The organism is Streptomyces sp. CB09001 (genome assembly GCF_003369795.1).
Taxonomy (GTDB): Bacteria; Actinomycetota; Actinomycetes; order Streptomycetales; family Streptomycetaceae; genus Streptomyces.
In genome coordinates this window covers 196575-215161 of sequence record NZ_CP026730.1, presented here as the reverse complement: position 1 = coordinate 215161, position 18587 = coordinate 196575, and the positions used below count along the sequence as shown (strand labels likewise).

General features: G+C 74.1%; 21 protein-coding genes. 13 read left to right on the top strand and 8 right to left on the bottom strand.

Going from position 1 to position 18587, the window contains the following annotated elements:
- Positions 1-125 precede the first annotated feature (125 nt).
- Complete coding sequence (locus tag C4J65_RS01065) at positions 126-440, bottom strand: hypothetical protein (RefSeq protein WP_162832962.1); 315 nt, start codon at positions 438-440, stop codon at positions 126-128.
- A complete protein-coding gene (locus C4J65_RS01060; RefSeq protein ID WP_115740631.1) occupies positions 437-808 on the bottom strand; it encodes a winged helix-turn-helix domain-containing protein in 372 nt (123 codons plus the stop codon). Before C4J65_RS01060 ends, C4J65_RS01065 begins: the two co-directional genes overlap by 4 nt.
- A 282-nt stretch (positions 809-1090) precedes the next feature.
- Here C4J65_RS01060 and C4J65_RS01055 point away from each other — a divergent pair, with 282 nt between their 5' ends.
- Both C4J65_RS01055 and C4J65_RS01050 read left to right on the top strand, forming a co-directional pair.
- Positions 1091-1519 (top strand): VOC family protein, encoded by a 429-nt coding sequence (locus C4J65_RS01055; RefSeq protein ID WP_115740630.1) that lies wholly within the window; start codon positions 1091-1093, stop codon positions 1517-1519.
- 157 nt (positions 1520-1676) lie between these two features.
- Complete coding sequence (locus C4J65_RS01050; protein ID WP_240330358.1) at positions 1677-2708, top strand: hypothetical protein; 1032 nt, start codon at positions 1677-1679, stop codon at positions 2706-2708.
- Between the two features lie 179 nt (positions 2709-2887).
- On the opposite strand, the gene C4J65_RS01045 is transcribed toward C4J65_RS01050, so the two are convergent.
- Positions 2888-4171: an MFS transporter gene (locus C4J65_RS01045; RefSeq protein WP_115740628.1), complete on the bottom strand. Its 1284-nt coding sequence runs from the start codon at positions 4169-4171 to the stop codon at positions 2888-2890.
- Positions 4172-4256: 85 nt separating this feature from the next.
- Positions 4257-5156, bottom strand: coding sequence for an alpha/beta hydrolase (locus tag C4J65_RS01040; protein WP_115740627.1), 900 nt, complete (start codon positions 5154-5156; stop codon positions 4257-4259).
- A 205-nt stretch (positions 5157-5361) separates the two neighbouring features.
- On the opposite strand from C4J65_RS01040, the gene C4J65_RS01035 reads away from it, so the two are divergent.
- The 6 genes from C4J65_RS01035 (at position 5362) to C4J65_RS01010 (ending at position 10993) form a co-directional block, all read left to right on the top strand.
- The gene (locus C4J65_RS01035; protein ID WP_115740626.1) at positions 5362-7344 is read left to right on the top strand and encodes a BTAD domain-containing putative transcriptional regulator; all 1983 of its coding nucleotides are present in this window, start codon (positions 5362-5364) and stop codon (positions 7342-7344) included.
- Positions 7345-7612: 268 nt separating this feature from the next.
- A complete protein-coding gene (locus tag C4J65_RS01030; protein WP_115740625.1) occupies positions 7613-8047 on the top strand; it encodes a PPC domain-containing DNA-binding protein in 435 nt (144 codons plus the stop codon).
- A gap of 95 nt (positions 8048-8142) precedes the next feature.
- Positions 8143-8571, top strand: a complete 429-nt coding sequence (locus C4J65_RS01025; RefSeq protein ID WP_115740624.1) for a CBS domain-containing protein — start codon at positions 8143-8145, stop codon at positions 8569-8571.
- On the top strand, positions 8568-8822 hold the full coding sequence (locus C4J65_RS01020) for a DUF6343 family protein (protein WP_115740623.1): 255 nt from the start codon (positions 8568-8570) through the stop codon (positions 8820-8822). The genes C4J65_RS01025 and C4J65_RS01020 overlap by 4 nt, the downstream gene beginning before the upstream one ends.
- 25 nt (positions 8823-8847) lie before the next feature.
- Positions 8848-9867 (top strand): sigma-70 family RNA polymerase sigma factor, encoded by a 1020-nt coding sequence (locus tag C4J65_RS01015; protein WP_115740622.1) that lies wholly within the window; start codon positions 8848-8850, stop codon positions 9865-9867.
- 172 nt (positions 9868-10039) lie between these two features.
- The gene (locus C4J65_RS01010) at positions 10040-10993 is read left to right on the top strand and encodes a TerC/Alx family metal homeostasis membrane protein (RefSeq protein ID WP_115740621.1); all 954 of its coding nucleotides are present in this window, start codon (positions 10040-10042) and stop codon (positions 10991-10993) included.
- Between the two features lie 19 nt (positions 10994-11012).
- Here C4J65_RS01010 and C4J65_RS01005 read toward each other — a convergent pair whose 3' ends face one another.
- Positions 11013-11852, bottom strand: a complete 840-nt coding sequence (locus C4J65_RS01005) for a helix-turn-helix transcriptional regulator (RefSeq protein ID WP_115740620.1) — start codon at positions 11850-11852, stop codon at positions 11013-11015.
- Between the two features lie 102 nt (positions 11853-11954).
- On the opposite strand from C4J65_RS01005, the gene C4J65_RS01000 reads away from it, so the two are divergent.
- Positions 11955-12662 (top strand): SDR family NAD(P)-dependent oxidoreductase, encoded by a 708-nt coding sequence (locus tag C4J65_RS01000; RefSeq protein ID WP_115740619.1) that lies wholly within the window; start codon positions 11955-11957, stop codon positions 12660-12662.
- A 31-nt stretch (positions 12663-12693) separates the two neighbouring features.
- Here the strand turns inward: C4J65_RS01000 and C4J65_RS00995 are convergent, their stop codons facing one another.
- Positions 12694-12897 carry a hypothetical protein gene (locus C4J65_RS00995; RefSeq protein ID WP_016325524.1) on the bottom strand — a complete coding sequence of 68 codons (204 nt, stop codon included), beginning with the start codon at positions 12895-12897 and terminating at the stop codon, positions 12694-12696.
- Between the two features lie 151 nt (positions 12898-13048).
- On the opposite strand from C4J65_RS00995, the gene C4J65_RS00990 reads away from it, so the two are divergent.
- A complete protein-coding gene (locus C4J65_RS00990; protein ID WP_115746239.1) occupies positions 13049-13954 on the top strand; it encodes a LysR family transcriptional regulator in 906 nt (301 codons plus the stop codon).
- A gap of 60 nt (positions 13955-14014) precedes the next feature.
- Here the strand turns inward: C4J65_RS00990 and C4J65_RS00985 are convergent, their stop codons facing one another.
- A complete protein-coding gene (locus C4J65_RS00985; RefSeq protein ID WP_115740618.1) occupies positions 14015-14578 on the bottom strand; it encodes an NAD(P)H-dependent oxidoreductase in 564 nt (187 codons plus the stop codon).
- A gap of 139 nt (positions 14579-14717) precedes the next feature.
- On the opposite strand from C4J65_RS00985, the gene C4J65_RS00980 reads away from it, so the two are divergent.
- Positions 14718-15389: a TetR/AcrR family transcriptional regulator gene (locus C4J65_RS00980; protein ID WP_115740617.1), complete on the top strand. Its 672-nt coding sequence runs from the start codon at positions 14718-14720 to the stop codon at positions 15387-15389.
- 72 nt (positions 15390-15461) lie between these two features.
- Positions 15462-16493: a LacI family DNA-binding transcriptional regulator gene (locus tag C4J65_RS00975; RefSeq protein ID WP_115740616.1), complete on the top strand. Its 1032-nt coding sequence runs from the start codon at positions 15462-15464 to the stop codon at positions 16491-16493.
- Positions 16494-16512: 19 nt separating this feature from the next.
- Here C4J65_RS00975 and trxA read toward each other — a convergent pair whose 3' ends face one another.
- A complete protein-coding gene (trxA, locus tag C4J65_RS00970) occupies positions 16513-16908 on the bottom strand; it encodes a thioredoxin (protein ID WP_115740615.1) in 396 nt (131 codons plus the stop codon).
- A gap of 119 nt (positions 16909-17027) precedes the next feature.
- Between trxA and C4J65_RS00965 the strand changes: the two genes are divergently transcribed.
- On the top strand, positions 17028-18455 hold the full coding sequence (locus C4J65_RS00965; RefSeq protein ID WP_115740614.1) for an NAD(P)/FAD-dependent oxidoreductase: 1428 nt from the start codon (positions 17028-17030) through the stop codon (positions 18453-18455).
- Positions 18456-18587: the final 132 nt, after the last annotated feature.

The window sequence follows — 18587 nt, the reverse complement described above, 5'->3', positions numbered from 1 at the left end:
GCGGTGTACGGAACGGATGTGTGTCTCCGGTGTGACATCTGGCGATGTCGGGTGTGTTCCGCCGCGGTACGGCCGGGAGTTGCCGCTCCCGGCCGTACGTGTGCGGCGGTGTCCGGTGGCGGTGCCTATTCGATCTCGCGCATCATCTTCTCCATCGAGCCGACCGCGAGCCGGGTCTGGGTCAGCTCGTCGAGGGTCTGCCGCTGCTCCTCCACCGTGCGGCGCTGCAATTCCACCGTGTCCTCCAGGAGTCGCGCGTACCGCGTGGCCAGCTCCTTGTACTGCTCCTCGCGCGCCGCCAGCATCCGGGCCCGCCAGGTGGCGGCGACCTGCCAGACGATCACGATCATCAGGCCGAAGAACCCGGCCGCGCCCACGGCGCCGACCAGGACCCCCAGCTCCTCGGCCCCTGCGGCGAGAGTCACCACGTCCTCGTTCACTTCGCTTCCTCTTTCGCACTCCGGCCGGCGGTCCGGTCGGTCTCGGTGGTGTCGGTGATCGTCGCGGCCGCCTGCGCGACGACCCGCGGGGTGAGCTCGTAGCAGAACGGGGTGACGTCGTAGTACTTCACCGTCTTGCCGTCCTCCGCGACCTCGAGCGTGCCGGCGACCAGGCCCGCGGCCTCCAGCCGCTGCAGGTGCATGTGCAGCAGCGGACGGCCCATGCCGATCAGGCGGGCCAGTGCGCTGACGTAGTTCCGGCTCTCCAGGAGCGCCGCGACGATCCGCATGCGGTGCGGATTGCCGAGCGCGGAGAGCACCTTGAGCAACTCGTCACCGGTCGGTGCCGGAGATGGGGCCTCGGGCATCGCACCCCTTTCTCGTCGTACCTGTCAGGAAAGGCTGACGGGGGGCGGAGCTACCTGTCAAAGATTTCTGACACATCTCGGGGGCGGATCAGGGACGGATCAGGGACGGATCAGGGGCGGATCAGGGGCGGATCAGGGACGGATCGGGGGTGGGGCAGGGACGGATCGGGGTGGACCCGGGGGCGGACCCGGGGCGTATGATCATCGTGCGGCATCGCGTGTCGGTCACCGTCCGGGTGAGGCATGGAGGCGCCGTGGAGATGCCCGTGGAGGCATTGACCCGTGTCAGTCGAGTTCAACCACACCATCGTTCTGTCCCACGACCGGGAGAAGTCCGCCCACTTCCTCGCCGGAATCCTCGGTCTCGAGGTCGGCGAACCGGCCGGAATGTTCCTGCCCGTGACGACCGCCAACGGCGTCACCCTCGATTTCGCCACCGTCGACCTCGACATCCCCGTGCAGCATTACGCGTTCCTCGTCTCCGAGGACGAGTTCGACGGCGTCCTCGCCCGGCTCGTCGAGGGCGGGACGCCCATCCAGGCCGACCCGCACGGCCGGCACCCGCGCCGGATCAACCGCAACGACGGCGGCCGGGGCGTGTACTTCACCGACCCGTCCGGGCACGGCATGGAGGCCTTCACCCGCCCCTACGGCAGTGACCCGACCTCGCCGCTGAACGGCGTAACCGAGGACGTGCCCGGGGCCTGCTGACCGGCGTCCCCGAGGCCGTCAGCGGCCGATCGCCGGGACCGTTGTCGGACCCTCTCCGCATACTGGTGGCCTCGAAGTGCCGGATGCGAGGGGGCTGGCCGTGCGGATGCGGACGGTGTACAGGGGTGAACTACCGGTCGCCCACGGGCGATTCCACGTGGACAGCCGTCACGATCCGTGGGCGCCGGTGCCGTCGGAGGCCTGTGCCGGGCAGACCAACGGTCTGTGCGGCGCGGCGGTCCCGGGCTGCCTCTTCCTCTGCACGGGCCTCAGCAGCGGAAGAGTCGCACTGACCGTCGAGGTGCACGCCGCCGCGCCGCCTCTCGACGACCGCTGGGAGGACGTGGTGGAGGCGTCCTTCCGCCCGCTGACCGCCTCGACCGCGGTGCTGCCCTGCGGCCACGGCGCCCTGTGCGAATGGGCCCTGCCGCCCGCCGACCACCGGGTGCGCTACTGCGGACGCGGCATGGACGGCGGTGCGGGGGCCGGGTCCGCCACGGCCCGGGACGCGGGGCGGGCCGGCCAGTACCTGCTGCAGTTCTGGCCGGCCCCGCCCAGCGCGGACCGGGTCGTGCGGCAGACCTCGCGCAGCGCCGCACACCGGCACCGCTACGCGCGCGCCCTGGAGCCGCCCGTGTCCGGGGCGCGGACCGAGCGGGAGCGCGCCGAGATCCGGTCCTGGGGCGGCCGGCTGCCCAGCCGACGCGTGCGGGAGGCCGGTGCCGACGCGCGCGGGCTCGTGCCGCTGGACCGGGAGCTGCTCGACGCCGTCGACGCGGTGTGCCCGGCCACCCAGCGCGGCCTCGCCCGCTGGGCCGCCCGCCGGGCACTTACCGCCGCCGGACTGGACGGCGTCGACTGGATCGCGCCCGCGCTGAGCGCGCTGGACCGGGGCGAGCCCCTGCCGGCCCCGTTCGACGATCCCCGGCGGGCCTGGGACCGCTTCTTCACCGACGCCCGCACCGCCCTCACCGCGCCCGACCCGCCGGGCGCGGACCATGGCGCCCCGATGTGCCGCGCCCTGGCCCTGCCCGCCCTCCGCGCCGCCGCCGATCCGGACCCCCTGCGCGCCGCGCTCGGCGCCCTCTTCGCCGCCGCGGTCACCCACGGCACCGACTACCCGACCCTGTTCGCCGAGGCCCGCCGACGCTTCCCCGACCTGGGCGCGGGTGTGTCTCCGGGGGTGTGAGGGGCGGGGTGCCCGACGGCCCTTCGTGTCCGGCGGGCTGGTTCGGGGCCGGATCGGGCGGGTGCGGGGCCGGGGTCGCGGGTGGGGTCTGGGCCGTCGGGGTCGGTTGGTTGGACAGGTTCGGCCGTGCCTGGGCGACCTGCGTCGGGGTGCGGTGGCGTGCGCGGGACGGTGGGGCCTCAGCCGTCAGCGGTGGGCCGGGACGGGGAGGGAGCGGACGAGGGAGTCCGCCGCGGCAGCAGGAGCGGGGTCGCCAGGAGCAGCACGCCCGCGAGCGCGACCGCCGTACGCGTCCCGGTCAGGCCCGCCAGCAGGCCCCACAACCCCGTCAGCGCCGCGGTCGTCAGCTTCCCGCTGACCGTCCAGGCCGACAGGGTGCGCGCCACCCGGTCCGCGGGCGTCAACTCCAGCCGACGGGTGGCGTACACCGGGTTGTACACGCCCACGGAGGTGATCAGTCCGAACTCGACCGCCATCACCAGCACCAGCCCCCCGGTTCCCGGACCGACGAAGGCCAGCCCGACGGGCCAGCACACGCGCAGCACGCCACTGGTCACCAGCACCCGGTGCTCCCCGAAGCGTGCCACGAGCGGTCCGGCCAGCCGCGAGCCGACCAGCCCGCCGACACACGGCACGGCGAAGGCGAGCGAGTACTGCCAGGGCGAGAAGCCCAGGTCGCCCAGCATGAGCACGGCCAGCAACGGTGCCGTCGCCATGATCAGCCCGTTGACGAGGACCGTGTTGAGGAACAGCGGACGCAGAGCCGGTGAGGCGAGCACGAACCGCCAGCCGTCCAGCAGGTCACCGGCCCGCAACCGGCTCGCCGCCGCGCGCCGCGGGTGCGGTTCCCGGCCCCCGATCGCGCGGATGCCCAGCGCCGAGAGGAGATAGCTGACCGCGTCGGCCGCCACCGTCACCACCGGGCCGAAGAGCCCGATCGCGGCCCCGCCGACCGGGGGTCCGAGCACGGCCGCGGTCCAGGTCGTCGCCTCGAGGCGGCCGTTGGCCCGCAGCAGGGCCGGCCCTCGCACCAGTGCCTTGAGACAGGAACCGGCGGCGGCCCTGAACGTGATGTCGGCCGCGGCGACGACGACCGACACGACCAGCAGCTGGGCGAAGCCGAGCCGGCCGAAGGCGTACGCGAGCGGCACGCTCAGCAGCACCGCGCACCGCAGCAGGTCCGTCGCGATCATCACCGGCCGCTTGCGGCGGAACTCCACCCAGGGCCCGAGCGGCACGGCCACCACCGCGCCCACCGCGAGGCCGGCCGCCGAGAGCGCCGCCACCTGTGCCGGACCGGCGTCCAGCACCATGACCGCGATCAACGGAAAGGCGTCGAAAGCGAGCCGCGTGCCGAACGCGCTGACCGCGTACGCACCCCACAGCCATCCGAACCCCCGCCCCAACGACCCGCCGTCCACCACGTCCGACTCGACCACACCCGACTCCGTCACGCCCGACATCAAAGCGAGCCGGGGCCGGGCGGATCAAACAACCGGCCGGGCACCACATACAACCGATCGTTGTGCACACGCCTTGAGGTGGGCGCTACCGGGTGAGCAGCTCGCGCAGCGCCCCGGCGACCTCGTCCGGCGCCTCCTCCGCCATGAAGTGCCCGCTGCCGACGGTCTCGTGCCGCAGGTCGGGGGCCCACGCCCGCCACAACGCGGCGGCGTCGTACCCGAGAGCGGCACCCCAGTCCTGCTGGAGCACGGTCACCGGCATCCGCAGCCGGTTGCCGTTCTCCCGGTCCGCCCGGTCGTGGTCCACGTCGATACCGGCCGAGGCCCGGTAGTCGGCCACGATGGAGGGCACCGCCTCGCGGGACGCCTTGAGGTAGGCGGCGCGGACGTCGGCGGGCAGGGCGTCCGGGTCCCGGGTCCACACGTCGAGGAAGTGACCGAAGAACGCCTCCGGCGCGGCGCCGATCAGCTGCTCCGGCAGCCCGGGCGGCTGCGCCATCAGATACAGGTGGAAGCCCACCGCCGCCGTCGTGCCGTGCAGGACGTCCCACATGTCCAGCGTCGGCAGCACGTCCAGCGCGGCCAGGTGCGTCACCGCGTCGGGGTGGTCGAGCCCGGCGCGCACCGCGACCAGCGCGCCCCGGTCGTGACCCGCCAGCGCGAACCGCTCGTACCCCAGCTCCCGGGCCAGGGCGACCACGTCGGCCGCCATGGCCCGCTTGGCGTACGCGGTGCCGTCCGGGTCGGCGGGCTTGTCGCTGGCACCGTAGCCGCGCAGGTCGGGGCAGATGACCGTGTGGTCGGCCGCCAGGTCGGCGGCGACGTGCCGCCACATCAGGTGGGTCTGGGGGAAGCCGTGCAGCAGCACGACCGGGCTGCCCGTGCCGCCGACGGCCACGTGCAGGCCGACGCCGTCGGTGGCCGTCACCCGTTCGTGGGTGAAGCCGGGAATGGCCGGTTCCACGGTGGTGGTCAGGGTGGTCATGGTGGTCAGTGCCTCTCTCTTCCTGCTCTTGTCACACGTCCTGGCGACGCCTTCGAGGCTGCCGCGCCCCAATCAGCAACGGATCAGCAGCCGGCCGGCGACCGATCAGCAGCCGGCCGGCGACCGGCCGGGGACGGACCGGCCCGCACGCGTACCGTGGTGACCGCATGCGCGGTGGCGGATCGGAGCGGACGGAACACGGAACATGGAAGCGGTCACGTTCGGTGTGCTCGGGGCGGTCACCGCACGGCGCGGCCCCCACGCGCTCGCCCTCAAGGGCCCCCGGCACCGGGCCGTGCTCGCCCGCCTGCTCCTGGCCCGGCGGCGGGTCGTCCCGGTCGCCCGCCTGGTCGAGGACCTGTGGGACGCGCCGCCGCCGCGGGCCGTGGGAGCGGTGCGCACCTTCGTCGGCGACCTGCGCCGCGCCCTGGAACCCGACCGCCCGCCGCGCGCCCCGGCCCGGCTGCTGGTCACCGAGGGACCGGGCTACGCCCTGCGCGCGGCGCCGGAGACCGTGGACGCGTGGCGCTTCGAGGCCGCCGTCGCGGAGGCGGACCGGCTGCCGGCCGCTCAGGCTCCCGAGCGGCTGCGGGCGGCCCTCGGGGAGTGGCGGGGACCCGCCTACGCCGAGTTCGGCGCGGCGGACTGGGCCCGCGGCGAACGCTCCCGCCTCACCGAGCTGCGGCTGCGTGCCGTCGAACGGCGCGCGGAACTGCTCGTGGAACTCGGGCGCGCCGCCGAGGCGGTCCCCGACCTGGACGCGCACCTCACCGAGCACCCCTGGCGCGAGGATTCCTGGCGCCTGCTCGCGCTCGCCCTGTACCGGACCGGGCGGCAGGCGGACGCCCTCGCCGTGCTGCGCCGGGCCCGCGCCCTGCTGGCCGGGCGGCTCGGCATCGACCCCGGCCCGCGGCTGCGCCGCCTGGAGGCCGGCATCCTCGCCCAGGACCCGGAACTGGACCCGCCCGGCGAACCGGCCGACGCGGCGGCCAGGCTCTGGGCCCGGGCCACCGAGGCGTACGACCGTACGGTCGCCGCCGGCTCCCGGGCCCGCCTGGAATCCACCGTCGGCCTGCTGCGGAGCCTCGCGGTCACCGGCGGCGGTGGTCTGGAGGCCGCCCGGGAGCACCGGATGACGGCGGTCCTGGCGGCGGAGGAGACGGGCGACGCGGAACTGACCGCCCGGGTGATCGGCGCCTACGACGTCCCCGCCAACTGGACCCGTAGCGACGACCCCGAACTGGCCCGGCGCCTCGTCGAGGCCGCCGAGCGCACTCTCGGCGCCCTGCCGAAGGACCCCACCACCGAGGCGGCACGCTGCCGTCTGCTGGCCACCGTCGCGCTGGAGTCGCGGGGCGTGCGCGGCCCGCGCGGGCCGCGGGCCGCCACCGAGGCCGAGGGCATCGCCCGACGCCTGGACGACCCCGCCCTGCTGGCTTTCGCCCTCAACGGCGTCTTCATGCAGTCCTGCACCCGCGCCGGACTGGCGCCGCGCCGGGACGCGATCGGCGCCGAACTCGTCGCCCTCGGCACCCGGCACGGCCTGGTCAACCACGAGGTGCTGGGCCGTCTGATCCGGCTCCAGGCCCGCTCGGCGCGCGCCGATTTCACGGCCGCCGACGAGCACGCGACCGCTGTGGACCGCCTCGCCGAACGGCACGAGCGACCCCTCGTGGCCGTCTTCACCGCCTGGTACCTGGCCCTGCGCCGGGCCGCCACCGCCGACCCCTCGGCCGGTACCCACGACAGCGCCGAGGCCGCCTACCGCTCGGCCGCCGCGCGACTCGACGGCGCGGGGATGCCCGGTCTGCAACGCGGACTGCTGCCGCTCGCCCTGCTCGGCCTGCGCCTGGCCCACGGCCGGCCCGCGGAGGTGGACCCGGGCGCGGACTGGGGACCGTACCGGCCCTGGGCCGAGCCCTTCGCCCTGCTGGCCGAGGGCCGGGGCACCGAGGCCCGAAACGCCCTGCGGGCCCTGACCGAACCGCCGCCCGACCTCCTCTACGAGGCGCTGTGCTGCGCCGAGGCCGCGCTGGCCCTCGCCCTCGACGACCGCCCGGCCCTGCGGCGGACCTACGACAGGCTGCTGCCCGCGTCCGGTGAACTCGCGGGCGCGGGCAGCGGGCTGCTCACCTTCGGGCCGGTCGACGGCTGGCTCGACGCCGTCCGCCGGGCCCTGGAGACGTGACGGCGTCGCGGCGCGGCGACGTCACGGGCGCGCCGGGGCCGACGCACGCGCCCGAGTCACCGCGACCGCCCCGGTGACCTCCGGACCTCGGCGTGCTGCGGGCCGGTCGCGGTCGGCGTCCCCGGCCGGGACGAGGGCGGCCGGGCGGTGCCGAACCCGTCGGTGTCCACGCCGAGCGTGCGCCACGACCCGCACCGGATCTCGCGTCGGGCGCCGGCCGGGAAGCCGGCCGGGGTTGCCCCGGCCCGTGCCGGGTACCCGCCGGGCCATGAAGTGGCAGCAGGTCCAGGACGGTCCGTCCGCCGTGTACGTGGTGGTGCTCGACCGGGGCGAGGACGCGGTCGCCGAGCTGACCGACTTCGCCCGCGACCGGTCGCTGGGGGCCTCCCAGGTGACCGCCGTGGGCGCCTTCTCCCGGGCGGTCGTCGGCTGGTTCGACCGGCAGGCCAAGGACTACCGGCACATCCCGGTGCGGGAGCAGTGCGAGGTGCTGTCCCTCATCGGGGACATCGCCGTCGCCGACGACGGACCCACCCCGCACCTGCACGCCGTACTGGGCCTGTCCGACGGCTCCACCCGCGGCGGCCACCTGCTGTCCGGCCGGGTCTGGCCGACGCTGGAGGTCGTCGTCCGGGACAGCCCGGCGGAGCTGGCCAGGACCCACCGTCCCGACATCGGGCTGGCCCTGATCGACCCCGGCTGAGCCCGGCGCCGCGGAACGGTTTACCGGCCCGGGTCCGGGCTACGCGGCCCGCAGCAAGCCCCGCAACGACACCTACCGACCCCGGGAGGCGCGAGATGACACGGCGCATCCGAGACGTGATGTCACCGGCCGCGGTGGCCGTGGAGCCCATGACGACGGTGGCCCGGGCGGCCCGGCTGATGCGCGAGGAGGACGTGGGCGACGTCCTGGTGACCTACGACTGCGACCTGTTCGGCGTGCTCACCGACCGCGACATCGTGCTGCGCAGCGTCGCCGACGGACGGGACCCCGACGCCACCACCGTCGGCGCGGTGTGCACGCCCCCGCCGGTCGTCACCCTCGAACCCGACGACACCACCGACCGCGCCGCCGAGCTGATGCGCCGCCACGCCGTGCGCAGGCTCCCGGTCGTCGAGCACGGCGGTGTCCCGGTCGGCGTGGTCACCCTGGGCGACCTCGCCGCCAGCGACGACCCTGACTCCGCGCTCGCGGACATCAGCCGGGCCGCACCCGGCCACTCATGAGCGAACCGGTCCAGGCGCGGAGCGCCCTGCGGCTGAGACTGCTGCTGTCGGCGGTCTTCCTGCCGCTCTTCCTCGCGGGGGCGGTGTGCTTCGGCGTGTGGGCCGCGGACACCGCCCCCGGCGACAGCCCCGGGCGCGGCATGCTCGTGGTCGTCGCCGTGGTGTGCGCGGCGCTCGCGCTGCTGGCGGCGGCCGACCTGCTGGTGGTGGTCCGCCGGCTGAGAAGCGGACGCGGGACCGGAACCCTGTGATCCGGAAGGGGACGGAGGAAACGACATGGCGCCCACGGCAGGCACACCCGCGGCACGCACCCGGGAGGACCGTCGTGCCACCACCCGCACCGCGCGGCTGCGCACCCGGATCCCCGAACCCGACGAGGAACCCGACCTGCTCGGCCAGTACCTGACCCAGATCGGGGCCACGCCCCTGCTGACCGCCGAGGACGAGGTACGGCTCGCCACCCGCATCGAGGCGGGCGTCCGGGCCAGGGAGGAACTGGAAACCGCCGACACCGGCGAGCGCGCTCCCGCGCCCGGGCGCCGCCGCACGCTGGAGGAGACCGTCCACGACGGCCAGGAGGCCAAGGACCACATGGTGCGGGCCAATCTGCGGCTCGTCGTGTCGATGGCCAAACGCCATGCCCACCGCGGACTGCCGCTCCTCGACGTCATCCAGGAGGGCAACCTCGGACTGATCCGGGCGGTGGAGAAGTTCGACCACACCAAGGGCTTCAAGTTCTCCACGTACGCCACCTGGTGGATCCGTCAGGCCATCGAACGGGGCCTGGCCACCCACGCGCGCACGGTACGGCTGCCGGTCCACGTCGTGGAGCAGCTCCAGAAGCTCGCCAAGGTCGAACGCAAGCTCCGCGCGGGCCTCGACCGGGAGCCGACCACCGAGGAGGTCGCCGCCGAGAGCGGCATCGACGTGGACAAGGTCGTCCGGCTGCGCCGGGTCGGACGGGACGCGGTCAGCCTGGACACCCCCGTGGACGAGACCGGCGACACCGTCGTCGGCGACCTCATCCCCGACACCGAGGTGCTGCGCGCCCCGGAGGTCGCCGAATTCCAGGCGCTCGCCGCGGAGTTGCGGGAGGCCGTCGGCACCCTCGCACCCCGTGAGTCCCTGATCCTCAGCCTCCGCTACGGACTGCACGACGGCCGCCCCCGCACCCTGCAACAGGTCGCCCGGCACGTGGGCCTCACCCGCGAACGCGTCCGCCAGCTGGAAAAGGCCTCGCTCGCCCACCTGCGCGCCCCCGAGCACCGGGAACGCCTCCTCGACTGGGCGAGCTGACCCGGGCGAGGACCGAAGGGTCGTCCGGCGCCCGTCGCGTCCGAGTCGGCCGGCGCGCGCGCCGGTTTCGGTGCTGGAGCCGCGCACGGTGCCGGGTTGCCTGCGCCGCATCCCGGAAACACCCTGACCAAGGACCGTCCGTACGCGACCCGTACCGCAACGAGGAGCACCGGTGAACGTCACCCTCAGCGTCTGGCTGCTGACCGTCGCGGGCCTGTGCGTCCTCGTCGCCGCCGACTTCTTCATCGGTCGCAAGCCGCACGACGTGTCCCTGAGGGAGGCCGGGATCTGGACGGCCGTCTGGGTGGTCCTGGCCTGTCTGTTCGGCGTGGGGCTGCTCGTGTTCGGCGGCGGCGGGCCGGGCGGGGAGTTCTTCGCCGGGTACCTCACCGAGAAGTCCCTCAGCGTCGACAACCTCTTCGTCTTCGTCCTGATCATGGCGAAGTTCGCGGTGCCCTCGCAGTACCAGCAGCGGGTGCTGATGGTCGGCGTCCTGGTGGCGCTGGTGCTGCGCGCCGCCTTCATCGCGGCCGGCGCGGCGATCATCTCCGCCTTCTCCTGGGTCTTCTACGTCTTCGGCGCCTTCCTGATCTGGACCGCCTGGAAGCTCGTCCAGGACGCCCGCAAGGGCGGGCACGAGCAGGAGGAGTACGAGGAGAACAAGCTGCTGAAGTCGATCGAGCGCCGCTTCGGCGTCGCCGACCGCTACCACGGCACCCGGCTGTGGGCGGAGGACAACGGCAGGCGGGTCATGACCCCGATGCTGGTCGTGATGCTCGCCATCGGCTTCACCGACATCCTCTTCGCCCTGGACTCCATCCCCGCCATCTACGGGCTCACCCAGGACCCGTACATCGTGTTCACGGCCAACGCGTTCGCCCTGATGGGCCTCAGGCAGCTGTACTTCCTCATCGGCGGCCTGCTGAAGAAGCTGGTGCACCTCTCCTACGGCCTGTCGGTCATCCTCGGCTTCATCGGCGTCAAGCTGGTGCTGCACGCCCTGCACGAGTCCGGCGTCCACGTGCCCGAGATCGGCATCCCCTTCTCGCTCGGGTTCATCGTGCTCGTCCTCGCGGTCACCACGGCGACCAGCCTGTGGACCACGCGGCGGCAGGAGCGGGCATGACGGTGGCCACCACGGCGGGCTACTCCACCAGCTCCTGGGTGCCCAGGACCGTGAGCAGGGCGAGCCGCTCCGCGTCGGCGGTGTCCGGTTCGGCCGTGTAGACCATGATCCGCAGATCGCTGCCCGCCACACCGAGCACGTCGCAGTCCAGGACGACCGGACCCACCCGCGGATGGTCGATGGTCTTGCGCGCCGCCTCGTGCCGGCCGACCGCGTCCGCCCGCCACAGCTCGGCGAACCGCTCGCTGCGGGCGCGCAGCTCCGCGACCAGCCGGCCGAGCCGCCGGTCGGCGGGATAGCGGGCCGCGGTGGCGCGCAGGTCCGCGACGAGCGCCGACTCGAAGGACCGGCGTTCGTCGGGCGTGTACCGGGCCCGGCTCTCCGGCCCGACGAAGTTGCGCCACACCCCGTTGCGCTCCGGGCCCTGCCACTCGGACGGATCGCCCATCAGCGCCGCGTAGGGCGGGTTGGCCAGCAGCAGTGTCCACATCGCGTCGTACACGGCGACCGGGGTGCCCGCCAGCCGGTCGAGGAGCCGGTGGACGCTCGGCGGGATGTACCCCGGGACGCTCTCGGGACCCGGCGGCGCCAGCCCGGCCAGCCGGAACAGATGCGCGCGTTCCTCGGCCGGCAGCCGCAGTGCCCGTACGAGAGCCTCGACGACCTGAGCCGACGGGTTGGCCGCCCGGCCCTGTTCGAGGCGGGTGACGTAGTCGACGGAGACGCCGGCCAGCAGGGCCAGCTCCTCGCGCCGCAGTCCCGCCGCCCGCCGGTGCCCGCCCGCGGGCAGCCCCGCCGCCTCGGGGGAGACCCGGTCCCTGCGCAGCCGCAGCGCCCGCCCGAACTCCGTAGCCGTCATGCCCCCAGTGAACACCTCGGGCGTCCGCTCTTCCTGGTACCCGTGGTCCCAGGAAGACCGGACGCCTGGCTGCCCGCCCCGGCGCGCCGCAGGCTTGACCCCATGACGACCACACTGATCACCGGAGCCAACAAGGGCCTCGGCTTCGAGACGGCCCGCCGCCTCCTCGCCGCGGGCCACACCGTCTACGCCGCCGCCCGCGATCCCGAGCGCGGCCGCCGCGCAGCCGAGGAACTGGGTGCGCGGCCCCTCGTCCTCGACGTCACCGACGACGCCTCCGTCGCCGCCGCCGTGCGGACCGTGACGGCCGACGGCGGCCTGGACGTGCTGGTCAACAACGCCGGCATCGAGCAGCGCGGCGAGCACAACTCCGTGACCGGCGCGGACGACACGACCGCCGACCTGCTGCGCACCGTCTTCGAGACCAACGTCTTCGGTCTGGTGCGGGTGACCCACGCGTTCCTGCCGCTGCTGCACAGCTCCGCCGCGCCGGTCGTGGTCAACGTGAGCAGCGGCCTGGCCTCGCTGACCGGGCTCACCTCGCCGGAGACTCCCGGGTACGGCTACCCGGGCCTCGCCTACCCGGCGTCCAAGACCGCGGTCAACGCGCTGACCGTGCAGTACGCGAAGGCGTTCCCCGGGATGCGGATCAACGCGGTCGAGCCGGGCTTCACCGCCACCGACCTGAACGGCAACACCGGTACGCAGACCGTGGCCCAGGGCGCAGAGGTGATCGTCCGGATGGCCCGGCTGGGTCCGGACGGACCCACCGGGGGCTACTTCGACGCGGCGGGCCCGCTGCCCTGGTAGGCGCTCCGGTCGCTGCGGTTGCCGGAGTCGCTCAGCAGCCGGCGGGTGTGGGCCTGCCGCGCGAGACCACGCGGGTGCCGTGGCCGTCGACGACACGGGCCTGGAGCGAACCGCAGGCGCACCGGGTCCACAGGGTGCCGCCCGCTCCGGTGGGGTGCGCGGACAGCACCTGGAAGGGCTCGGCGCCGTCGGGCCACCCGCAGTGCGGGCAGACGAGACCGGTCGTGCTGGGCATGGCGACTCCTCGTGCGTCAGTGGGCGTCAGTGGTACGTCGGGATGCCGGTGTGGGATTTTGGGCCCACCGTGGCGCCACTGACAGGGTGCGGCCGCGGATCCGTTCACGTCCAGGTTGACTTTGCGGACTTCACCGTGAAGCGTGCACTTCATGATTGATCTGCGCAGGCTGCATGTGCTTCGGGCCGTCTCCCACTACGGCACCGTCACCGCGGCGGCCCGCGCCCTGCATTTCACCACCTCGGCCGCCTCGCAGCAGATCCGGCAGCTCGCCCGGGACCTGGGCGTCGACCTGCTGGAGCCGCAGGGGCGCGGGGTGCGGCTCACCGCCGCCGCGGAGAGCCTGCTGGAACACGCCGACGCGATCGAGGCCCGCTGGGACGAGGCCGAACAGGAACTGCGGGCGGGGGAGGGGGCCCCGGCCGGACCGCTGCGGGTGACGGGGTTCCCGGTGGCCGTCGCCGTCCTGCTGGCCCCGATGGCGGCGCGGCTGCGCGAGCGGCACCCCCGGCTGTCGGTGCGGATCCGGGAGGTCGACGTGGCGGAGAGCTTCGACCTGCTCTTCGAGGGGGAGAGCGATCTGGCGGTGGTGGAGGCGACTCCGGCCAGCCCGTCTGCGGCCGACACCCGCTTCGAACAGCGGCCGCTCCTGGACGAGCCGTTCGACCTGGTCGTCCCCGTGGACCATCCGGTGGCCGGACGGGAGGAGGCCGACCTCGCCGACGTGGCCCACGAGGCCTGGATCGCGCCGCTGCCGCAGAGTCCCTGCCGGACGCACATGGTGGCGGCCTGCGGTGCCGCCGGGTTCACCCCCGACGTGGTCCATCTCGCGGTGGACTGGAACGTCACGGCCCACCTGGTCGCGCACGGGCTCGGCGTGGCGCTGGTGCCCCGGCTCGCCCGGCTCACCCCCGAGCTGCCGATCGTCCGCGTGCCCTGCGCAGGGCGGCCGCACCGCAAACTGCTGACCTGCACGCGCGGCGGTGGGCACGGTCGCGCGGCGGTCGCGGCGGCGCTGGACGAGCTGCGCACGCTGGCCGCCGCGGCGGTGGCCTGACACGCGGCGGGACCGGAGCTCGGCGGAGCTCCGGTCCCGTACGACGTCCTACCGCGCCGGTCAGGCGGCGATGGCCTCGTCCGCGTGGCCGTGCAGCCGGGCGACGACCTCGGTCAGCTGGCCGGCCACCTCGGCGTCGTCGGCCGGGTGGGTCTCGGCGAAGCGGGTCAGCGAGCCGGGGATGGACAGCTTGAGGTCCTCGATCACCTTGCCGCCCGCGATACCCACGGCCTTGCGGGCCTCGTCCTGCGCCCACACGCCGCCGTACTGGCCGAAGGCCGTGCCGACCACGGCGACGGGCTTGCCGGTGAAGGCGCCGGCGCCGTAGGGGCGGGACAGCCAGTCGATGGCGTTCTTCAGGACGGCCGGGATGGTGCCGTTGTACTCGGGCGAGAAGAGCAGGAAGGCCTGCGCGCCCTGGGCGGCCTCGCGCAGCTTCGCGGCGGCGGCCGGGACGCTGCCCTCGACGTCGACGTCCTCGTTGTAGAAGGGGATCTCGCCAAGCCCCTCGAACAGCTGCACCTCGGCGCCCTCCGGCGCGAACCTGACGGCCGCCTCGGCGAGCTGGCGGTTGTGCGAACCGGCGCGAAGGCTGCCGACGAGCGCAAGGATGCGGACAGACATGAGTACTCCCATTGCTGGAACACGTGTCGGCGGGCGTGCCGAAACACTGCGGTAACAATCCGGACCGGGGTCCGTTTAATTTCTAACATCTCAAACGGACCGCGGTCCAGTTTTCTTCCCGATGCTTTACTCTGGCTTCATGTCCGCCGCCCTGCCGCCCTCCCTCCCGATGCCCCCGGACGCCGTCGGCCCGTCCGAGCTGCTGGAACTGGGCACCGGCATCGAGGAGGACGAGCCCTGCCTGCGGGCCGACGCCGCGCGCAACCGGGCCCGGCTGCTGGAGGCCGCCGGGCGCCTGGTCGCCGAGCACGGCGCGGCCGCCCTGACCATGGAGGCGGTGGCCGCCGCGGCCTGCGTCGGCAAGGGCACCGTCTTCCGCCGCTTTGGCGACCGCACCGGACTGCTCACGGCGCTCCTGGACCACTCCGAGCGCAAGTTCCAGGCCGCGCTGCTGAGCGGTCCGCCGCCCCTGGGCCCCGGCGCACCGCCGGTCGAGCGGCTGCGGGCCTTCGGCTGCGCACAGCTGCGCCGCTCCATCGACGAACTCGATCTGCAACTCGCCGCCGAGCCGAGCGCGGAACGCCGCCACACGGCCGCGCCGCGCCGCTTCCTGCTCGGCCACCTCGCCCTGCTGCTGCGGGAGGCGGTGCCGGACGGCGACAGCGAACTGCTGTCCCACACGCTGCTGGCGTATCTCGACGCCGCGCTGATCCACCACCTCACCGAACAGTGCGGGCTGCCCCCGGAGCGGCTGCGGGCCGGCTGGTACGACCTGGTCGCCCGGGTGACCCGCACCGACCCCGTGGCCTGAACGGCGTCCGCCGCCAAGGACGTTGCCCCGCCCTCCGCCCCGCGTACGGCTTCTGCCAGGATGCCGTACGTCATGGTGCAGATACCGAATCCACCGCCCGATCCCACCGCACCGCGCTCCGTGCCCACGAGCGCCGATGTGGCCCGCCTGGCCGGCGTGTCGCGCGCGACCGTCTCCTACGTCCTCAACAACACCGGCGCCGTACGGATCAGCGAACCCACCCGCCGCCGCGTCCGCGAGGCCGCCAGGGAACTCGGCTACGTCCCGCACGCCGCGGCCCGCTCACTGCGCGCCGGGCACAGCCGCATGGTCCTGATGCCGGCGCCGTCCTTCCCCGCCGGCCCGCTCTACAGCCGGTTCCTCAACGAACTCCAGTGGGCGCTCGGCCGCCTCGACTACACCGTCGTGCAGTACGGCACCGTCGGCCTGCGCGGCGACGAGGCCGCCCGCGCCTGGGCCGAACTACGCCCGGTCGCCGTCCTCGCACCCGGTTCCGACCTCGGCCCGCAGGGCGTGGAGGTCCTCAAACGCTCCGGGGCACGCGCGGTAGTCACCCTCGGCCCCGAGGCCGTCGACGGAGCGCACGCGCTGCTGACGGACCAGGCGGGCGTCGGCCGCGGCGCGACCCGTCACCTGTACGAGCGCGGACGCCGCAGAATCGGCGTCGTCGTGCCCGCGGAACGCGGCCTGGACGTCTTCTCGGCGCCGCGTCTCGCGGGCGCCCGCGCGGCCGTGTCCGGCACCGACGCCACCGTCACCGAACTGTCCCTCGCCTACGACGAAGGGGACGCCGCCCGCCTCGCGGCACGCTGGCGCCCCCTGGGGCTCGACGCGGTGTTCGCGTACAACGACGAGTACGCGATGCTGCTGATGCGTGCCCTCCAGGACGAGGGCCTCGACATTCCCGGCCACGCCGCCGTGATCGGCGCCGACGACCTGATGCTGGGCCGGCTGCTGCGGCCCCGGCTGAGCACCGTCCACCTGGAACTGCCCGCCGGCCGCGACCTGGCCGCACTCGTCGACCGGGCGGTGCACGACCCCGGCGCCGCGCCCGAACGCCGCAAGGTGCTGGGCGCGACGGTGGTGCACCGGGAGTCGAGCTGACCGGCGGCCGAGCGGCCCGCTACTGGCCTTCCTGGCCGCTCTGACCGGCCTGCGCCTGCTGCTCGGCCACCGCCTTGCGAACCTCGTCCATGTCCAGGTTCCGGGCCTGTCCGATCACGTCGGTGAGGGCCGCCTCCGGCAGCGCGCCCGGCTGCGCGAACACGGCCACCTGGTCCCGCACGATCATCAGCGTCGGGATCGAACTGATGCCGAAGGCCTGCGCCAGCTCGGGCTGCGCCTCGGTGTCCACCTTGCCGAACACCAGGTCCGGGTTGGCCTCCGCCGCCTTCTCGTAGACCGGTCCGAACTGCTTGCACGGACCGCACCACTCCGCCCAGAAGTCGATCAGCACGAACTCGTTGTCCGTGACTGTCTGGTCGAAGTTCTCCTTGGTGAGTTCCACGGTGCTGGTCATGAGGTGATCCCTCTTCCTGGTTCGGGGGACGGGCCGTCGGCACAACACTGCCGACCTGGTGGGTATTCCGCGCACGTACCCATGTGGCCACGCGGCACACCACCCACCAGACTGACCCCATGACGCAATCGGATTCCCTCACGTACGACGTCGTGGTGATCGGGGCGGGCCCCGTCGGTGAGAACGTCGCCGACCGCACCCGCGCGGCCGGGCTGTCCACCGCGATCGTGGAGAGCGAACTGGTCGGCGGCGAATGCTCCTACTGGGCGTGCATGCCCAGCAAGGCCCTGCTGCGCCCGGTCCTCGCCCGCGCGGACGCCCGCCGCCTGCCCGGGCTCGCCCGGGCCGTCCAGGAACCCCTCGACGCGCAGGCCGTCCTCGCCCGCCGCGACGGGTTCACCTCGCACTGGAAGGACGACGGCCAGGTCCAGTGGGTCGAGGGCATCGGCGCCGACCTGTACCGCGGACAGGGGCGGCTCGCCGGACCACGCACGGTGGAGGTGGCCGGTCCCGACGGCACCCGCCGGACCCTGACCGCCCGGCACGCCGTCGCCGTCTGCACCGGCAGCGCCGCCGCCCTGCCCCCGCTGCCCGGACTCGCCGAGGTGCGCCCCTGGACCAGCCGCGAGGCCACCAGCGCCAAGAGCGCGCCCGGCCGGCTGATCGTGGTCGGCGGCGGAGTCGTCGCCGTCGAGATGGCCACCGCCTGGCAGGCCCTCGGATCCCGGGTGACGATGCTGGTGCGCGGCGGCCTGCTCGCCCGCATGGAGCCGTTCGCCGGGGAACTGGTCGCCGAGGGGCTCACCGAGGCCGGCGTGGACATCCGCACCGGCGTCTCCGTCGAATCGGTCACCCGCGAGAACGGCACCGTCGTCGCCGTCACCGACACCGGCGACCGCCTGGAGGCCGACGAGATCCTCTTCGCCACCGGCCGGACGCCGCGCACCGGTGACGTCGGACTGGAGACCGTCGGACTGAAGCCCGGTTCCTGGTTGCCGGTCGACGACAGCCTCCGGGTGGAGGGCCACGACTGGCTCTACGCCGTCGGCGACGTCAACCACCGCGCCCTCCTCACCCACCAGGGCAAGTACCAGGCACGCATCGCGGGGGCCGCCATCGCCGCCCGTGCCTCCGGGGTACCGATCCTGGAGTCCGACCCCTGGGGCGCGCACGCCGCGACCGCCGACCACGACGCCGTTCCCCAGGTGGTGTTCACCGACCCCGAGGTGGCGTCCGTCGGCCTGAGCCTGGCCGAGGCCGAACAGGCCGGGCACCGAGTCCGCGCCGTCGACGTCGACATCGCGGTGGCGGGTTCGAGTCTGTACGGCGACGACTACAAGGGCCGCGCCCGCATGGTGGTCGACCTGGCGGACGAGATCGTCCGCGGCGTCACCTTCGTCGGCCCCGGCGTCGGGGAGATGATCCACTCCGCGACGATCGCCGTCGCCGGCCAGGTGCCGATCAGCCGCCTGTGGCACGCGGTCCCGTCGTACCCGACGATCAGCGAGGTGTGGCTGCGGCTCCTGGAGACGTACCGGGACAACTGACGCGTCCCCTCGCGGGGAGCGGGGAGCGGGGAGCGGGGAGCGGGGCCCGGTGGCCGGCCGGGGCGCCGGTACCGGCCGCCGGGTTCGGGCTCCTGGGTTCGGGCGGCTGGGCCCTGGGCCGGCTGGCGCGGG

Bases quoted from the DNA above. Each gene is read 5' to 3' on its own strand.
- C4J65_RS01015 (WP_115740622.1), top strand. From the start codon at position 8,848: ATGGCGCCCACGGCAGGCACACCCGCGGCACGCACCCGGGAGGACCGT.
- trxA (WP_115740615.1), bottom strand. From the start codon at position 16,908: ATGACCAGCACCGTGGAACTCACCAAGGAGAACTTCGACCAGACAGTC.
- C4J65_RS00965 (WP_115740614.1), top strand. From the start codon at position 17,028: ATGACGCAATCGGATTCCCTCACGTACGACGTCGTGGTGATCGGGGCG.
- C4J65_RS01030 (WP_115740625.1), top strand. From the start codon at position 7,613: ATGAAGTGGCAGCAGGTCCAGGACGGTCCGTCCGCCGTGTACGTGGTG.
- C4J65_RS01020 (WP_115740623.1), top strand. From the start codon at position 8,568: ATGAGCGAACCGGTCCAGGCGCGGAGCGCCCTGCGGCTGAGACTGCTG.
- C4J65_RS01060 (WP_115740631.1), bottom strand. From the start codon at position 808: ATGCCCGAGGCCCCATCTCCGGCACCGACCGGTGACGAGTTGCTCAAG.
- C4J65_RS01040 (WP_115740627.1), bottom strand. From the start codon at position 5,156: ATGACCACCCTGACCACCACCGTGGAACCGGCCATTCCCGGCTTCACC.
- C4J65_RS01045 (WP_115740628.1), bottom strand. From the start codon at position 4,171: ATGTCGGGCGTGACGGAGTCGGGTGTGGTCGAGTCGGACGTGGTGGAC.
- C4J65_RS00995 (WP_016325524.1), bottom strand. From the start codon at position 12,897: ATGCCCAGCACGACCGGTCTCGTCTGCCCGCACTGCGGGTGGCCCGAC.
- C4J65_RS00980 (WP_115740617.1), top strand. From the start codon at position 14,718: ATGTCCGCCGCCCTGCCGCCCTCCCTCCCGATGCCCCCGGACGCCGTC.
- C4J65_RS00975 (WP_115740616.1), top strand. From the start codon at position 15,462: ATGGTGCAGATACCGAATCCACCGCCCGATCCCACCGCACCGCGCTCC.
- C4J65_RS01000 (WP_115740619.1), top strand. From the start codon at position 11,955: ATGACGACCACACTGATCACCGGAGCCAACAAGGGCCTCGGCTTCGAG.
- C4J65_RS01025 (WP_115740624.1), top strand. From the start codon at position 8,143: ATGACACGGCGCATCCGAGACGTGATGTCACCGGCCGCGGTGGCCGTG.
- C4J65_RS01035 (WP_115740626.1), top strand. From the start codon at position 5,362: ATGGAAGCGGTCACGTTCGGTGTGCTCGGGGCGGTCACCGCACGGCGC.
- C4J65_RS01005 (WP_115740620.1), bottom strand. From the start codon at position 11,852: ATGACGGCTACGGAGTTCGGGCGGGCGCTGCGGCTGCGCAGGGACCGG.
- C4J65_RS00985 (WP_115740618.1), bottom strand. From the start codon at position 14,578: ATGTCTGTCCGCATCCTTGCGCTCGTCGGCAGCCTTCGCGCCGGTTCG.
- C4J65_RS00990 (WP_115746239.1), top strand. From the start codon at position 13,049: ATGATTGATCTGCGCAGGCTGCATGTGCTTCGGGCCGTCTCCCACTAC.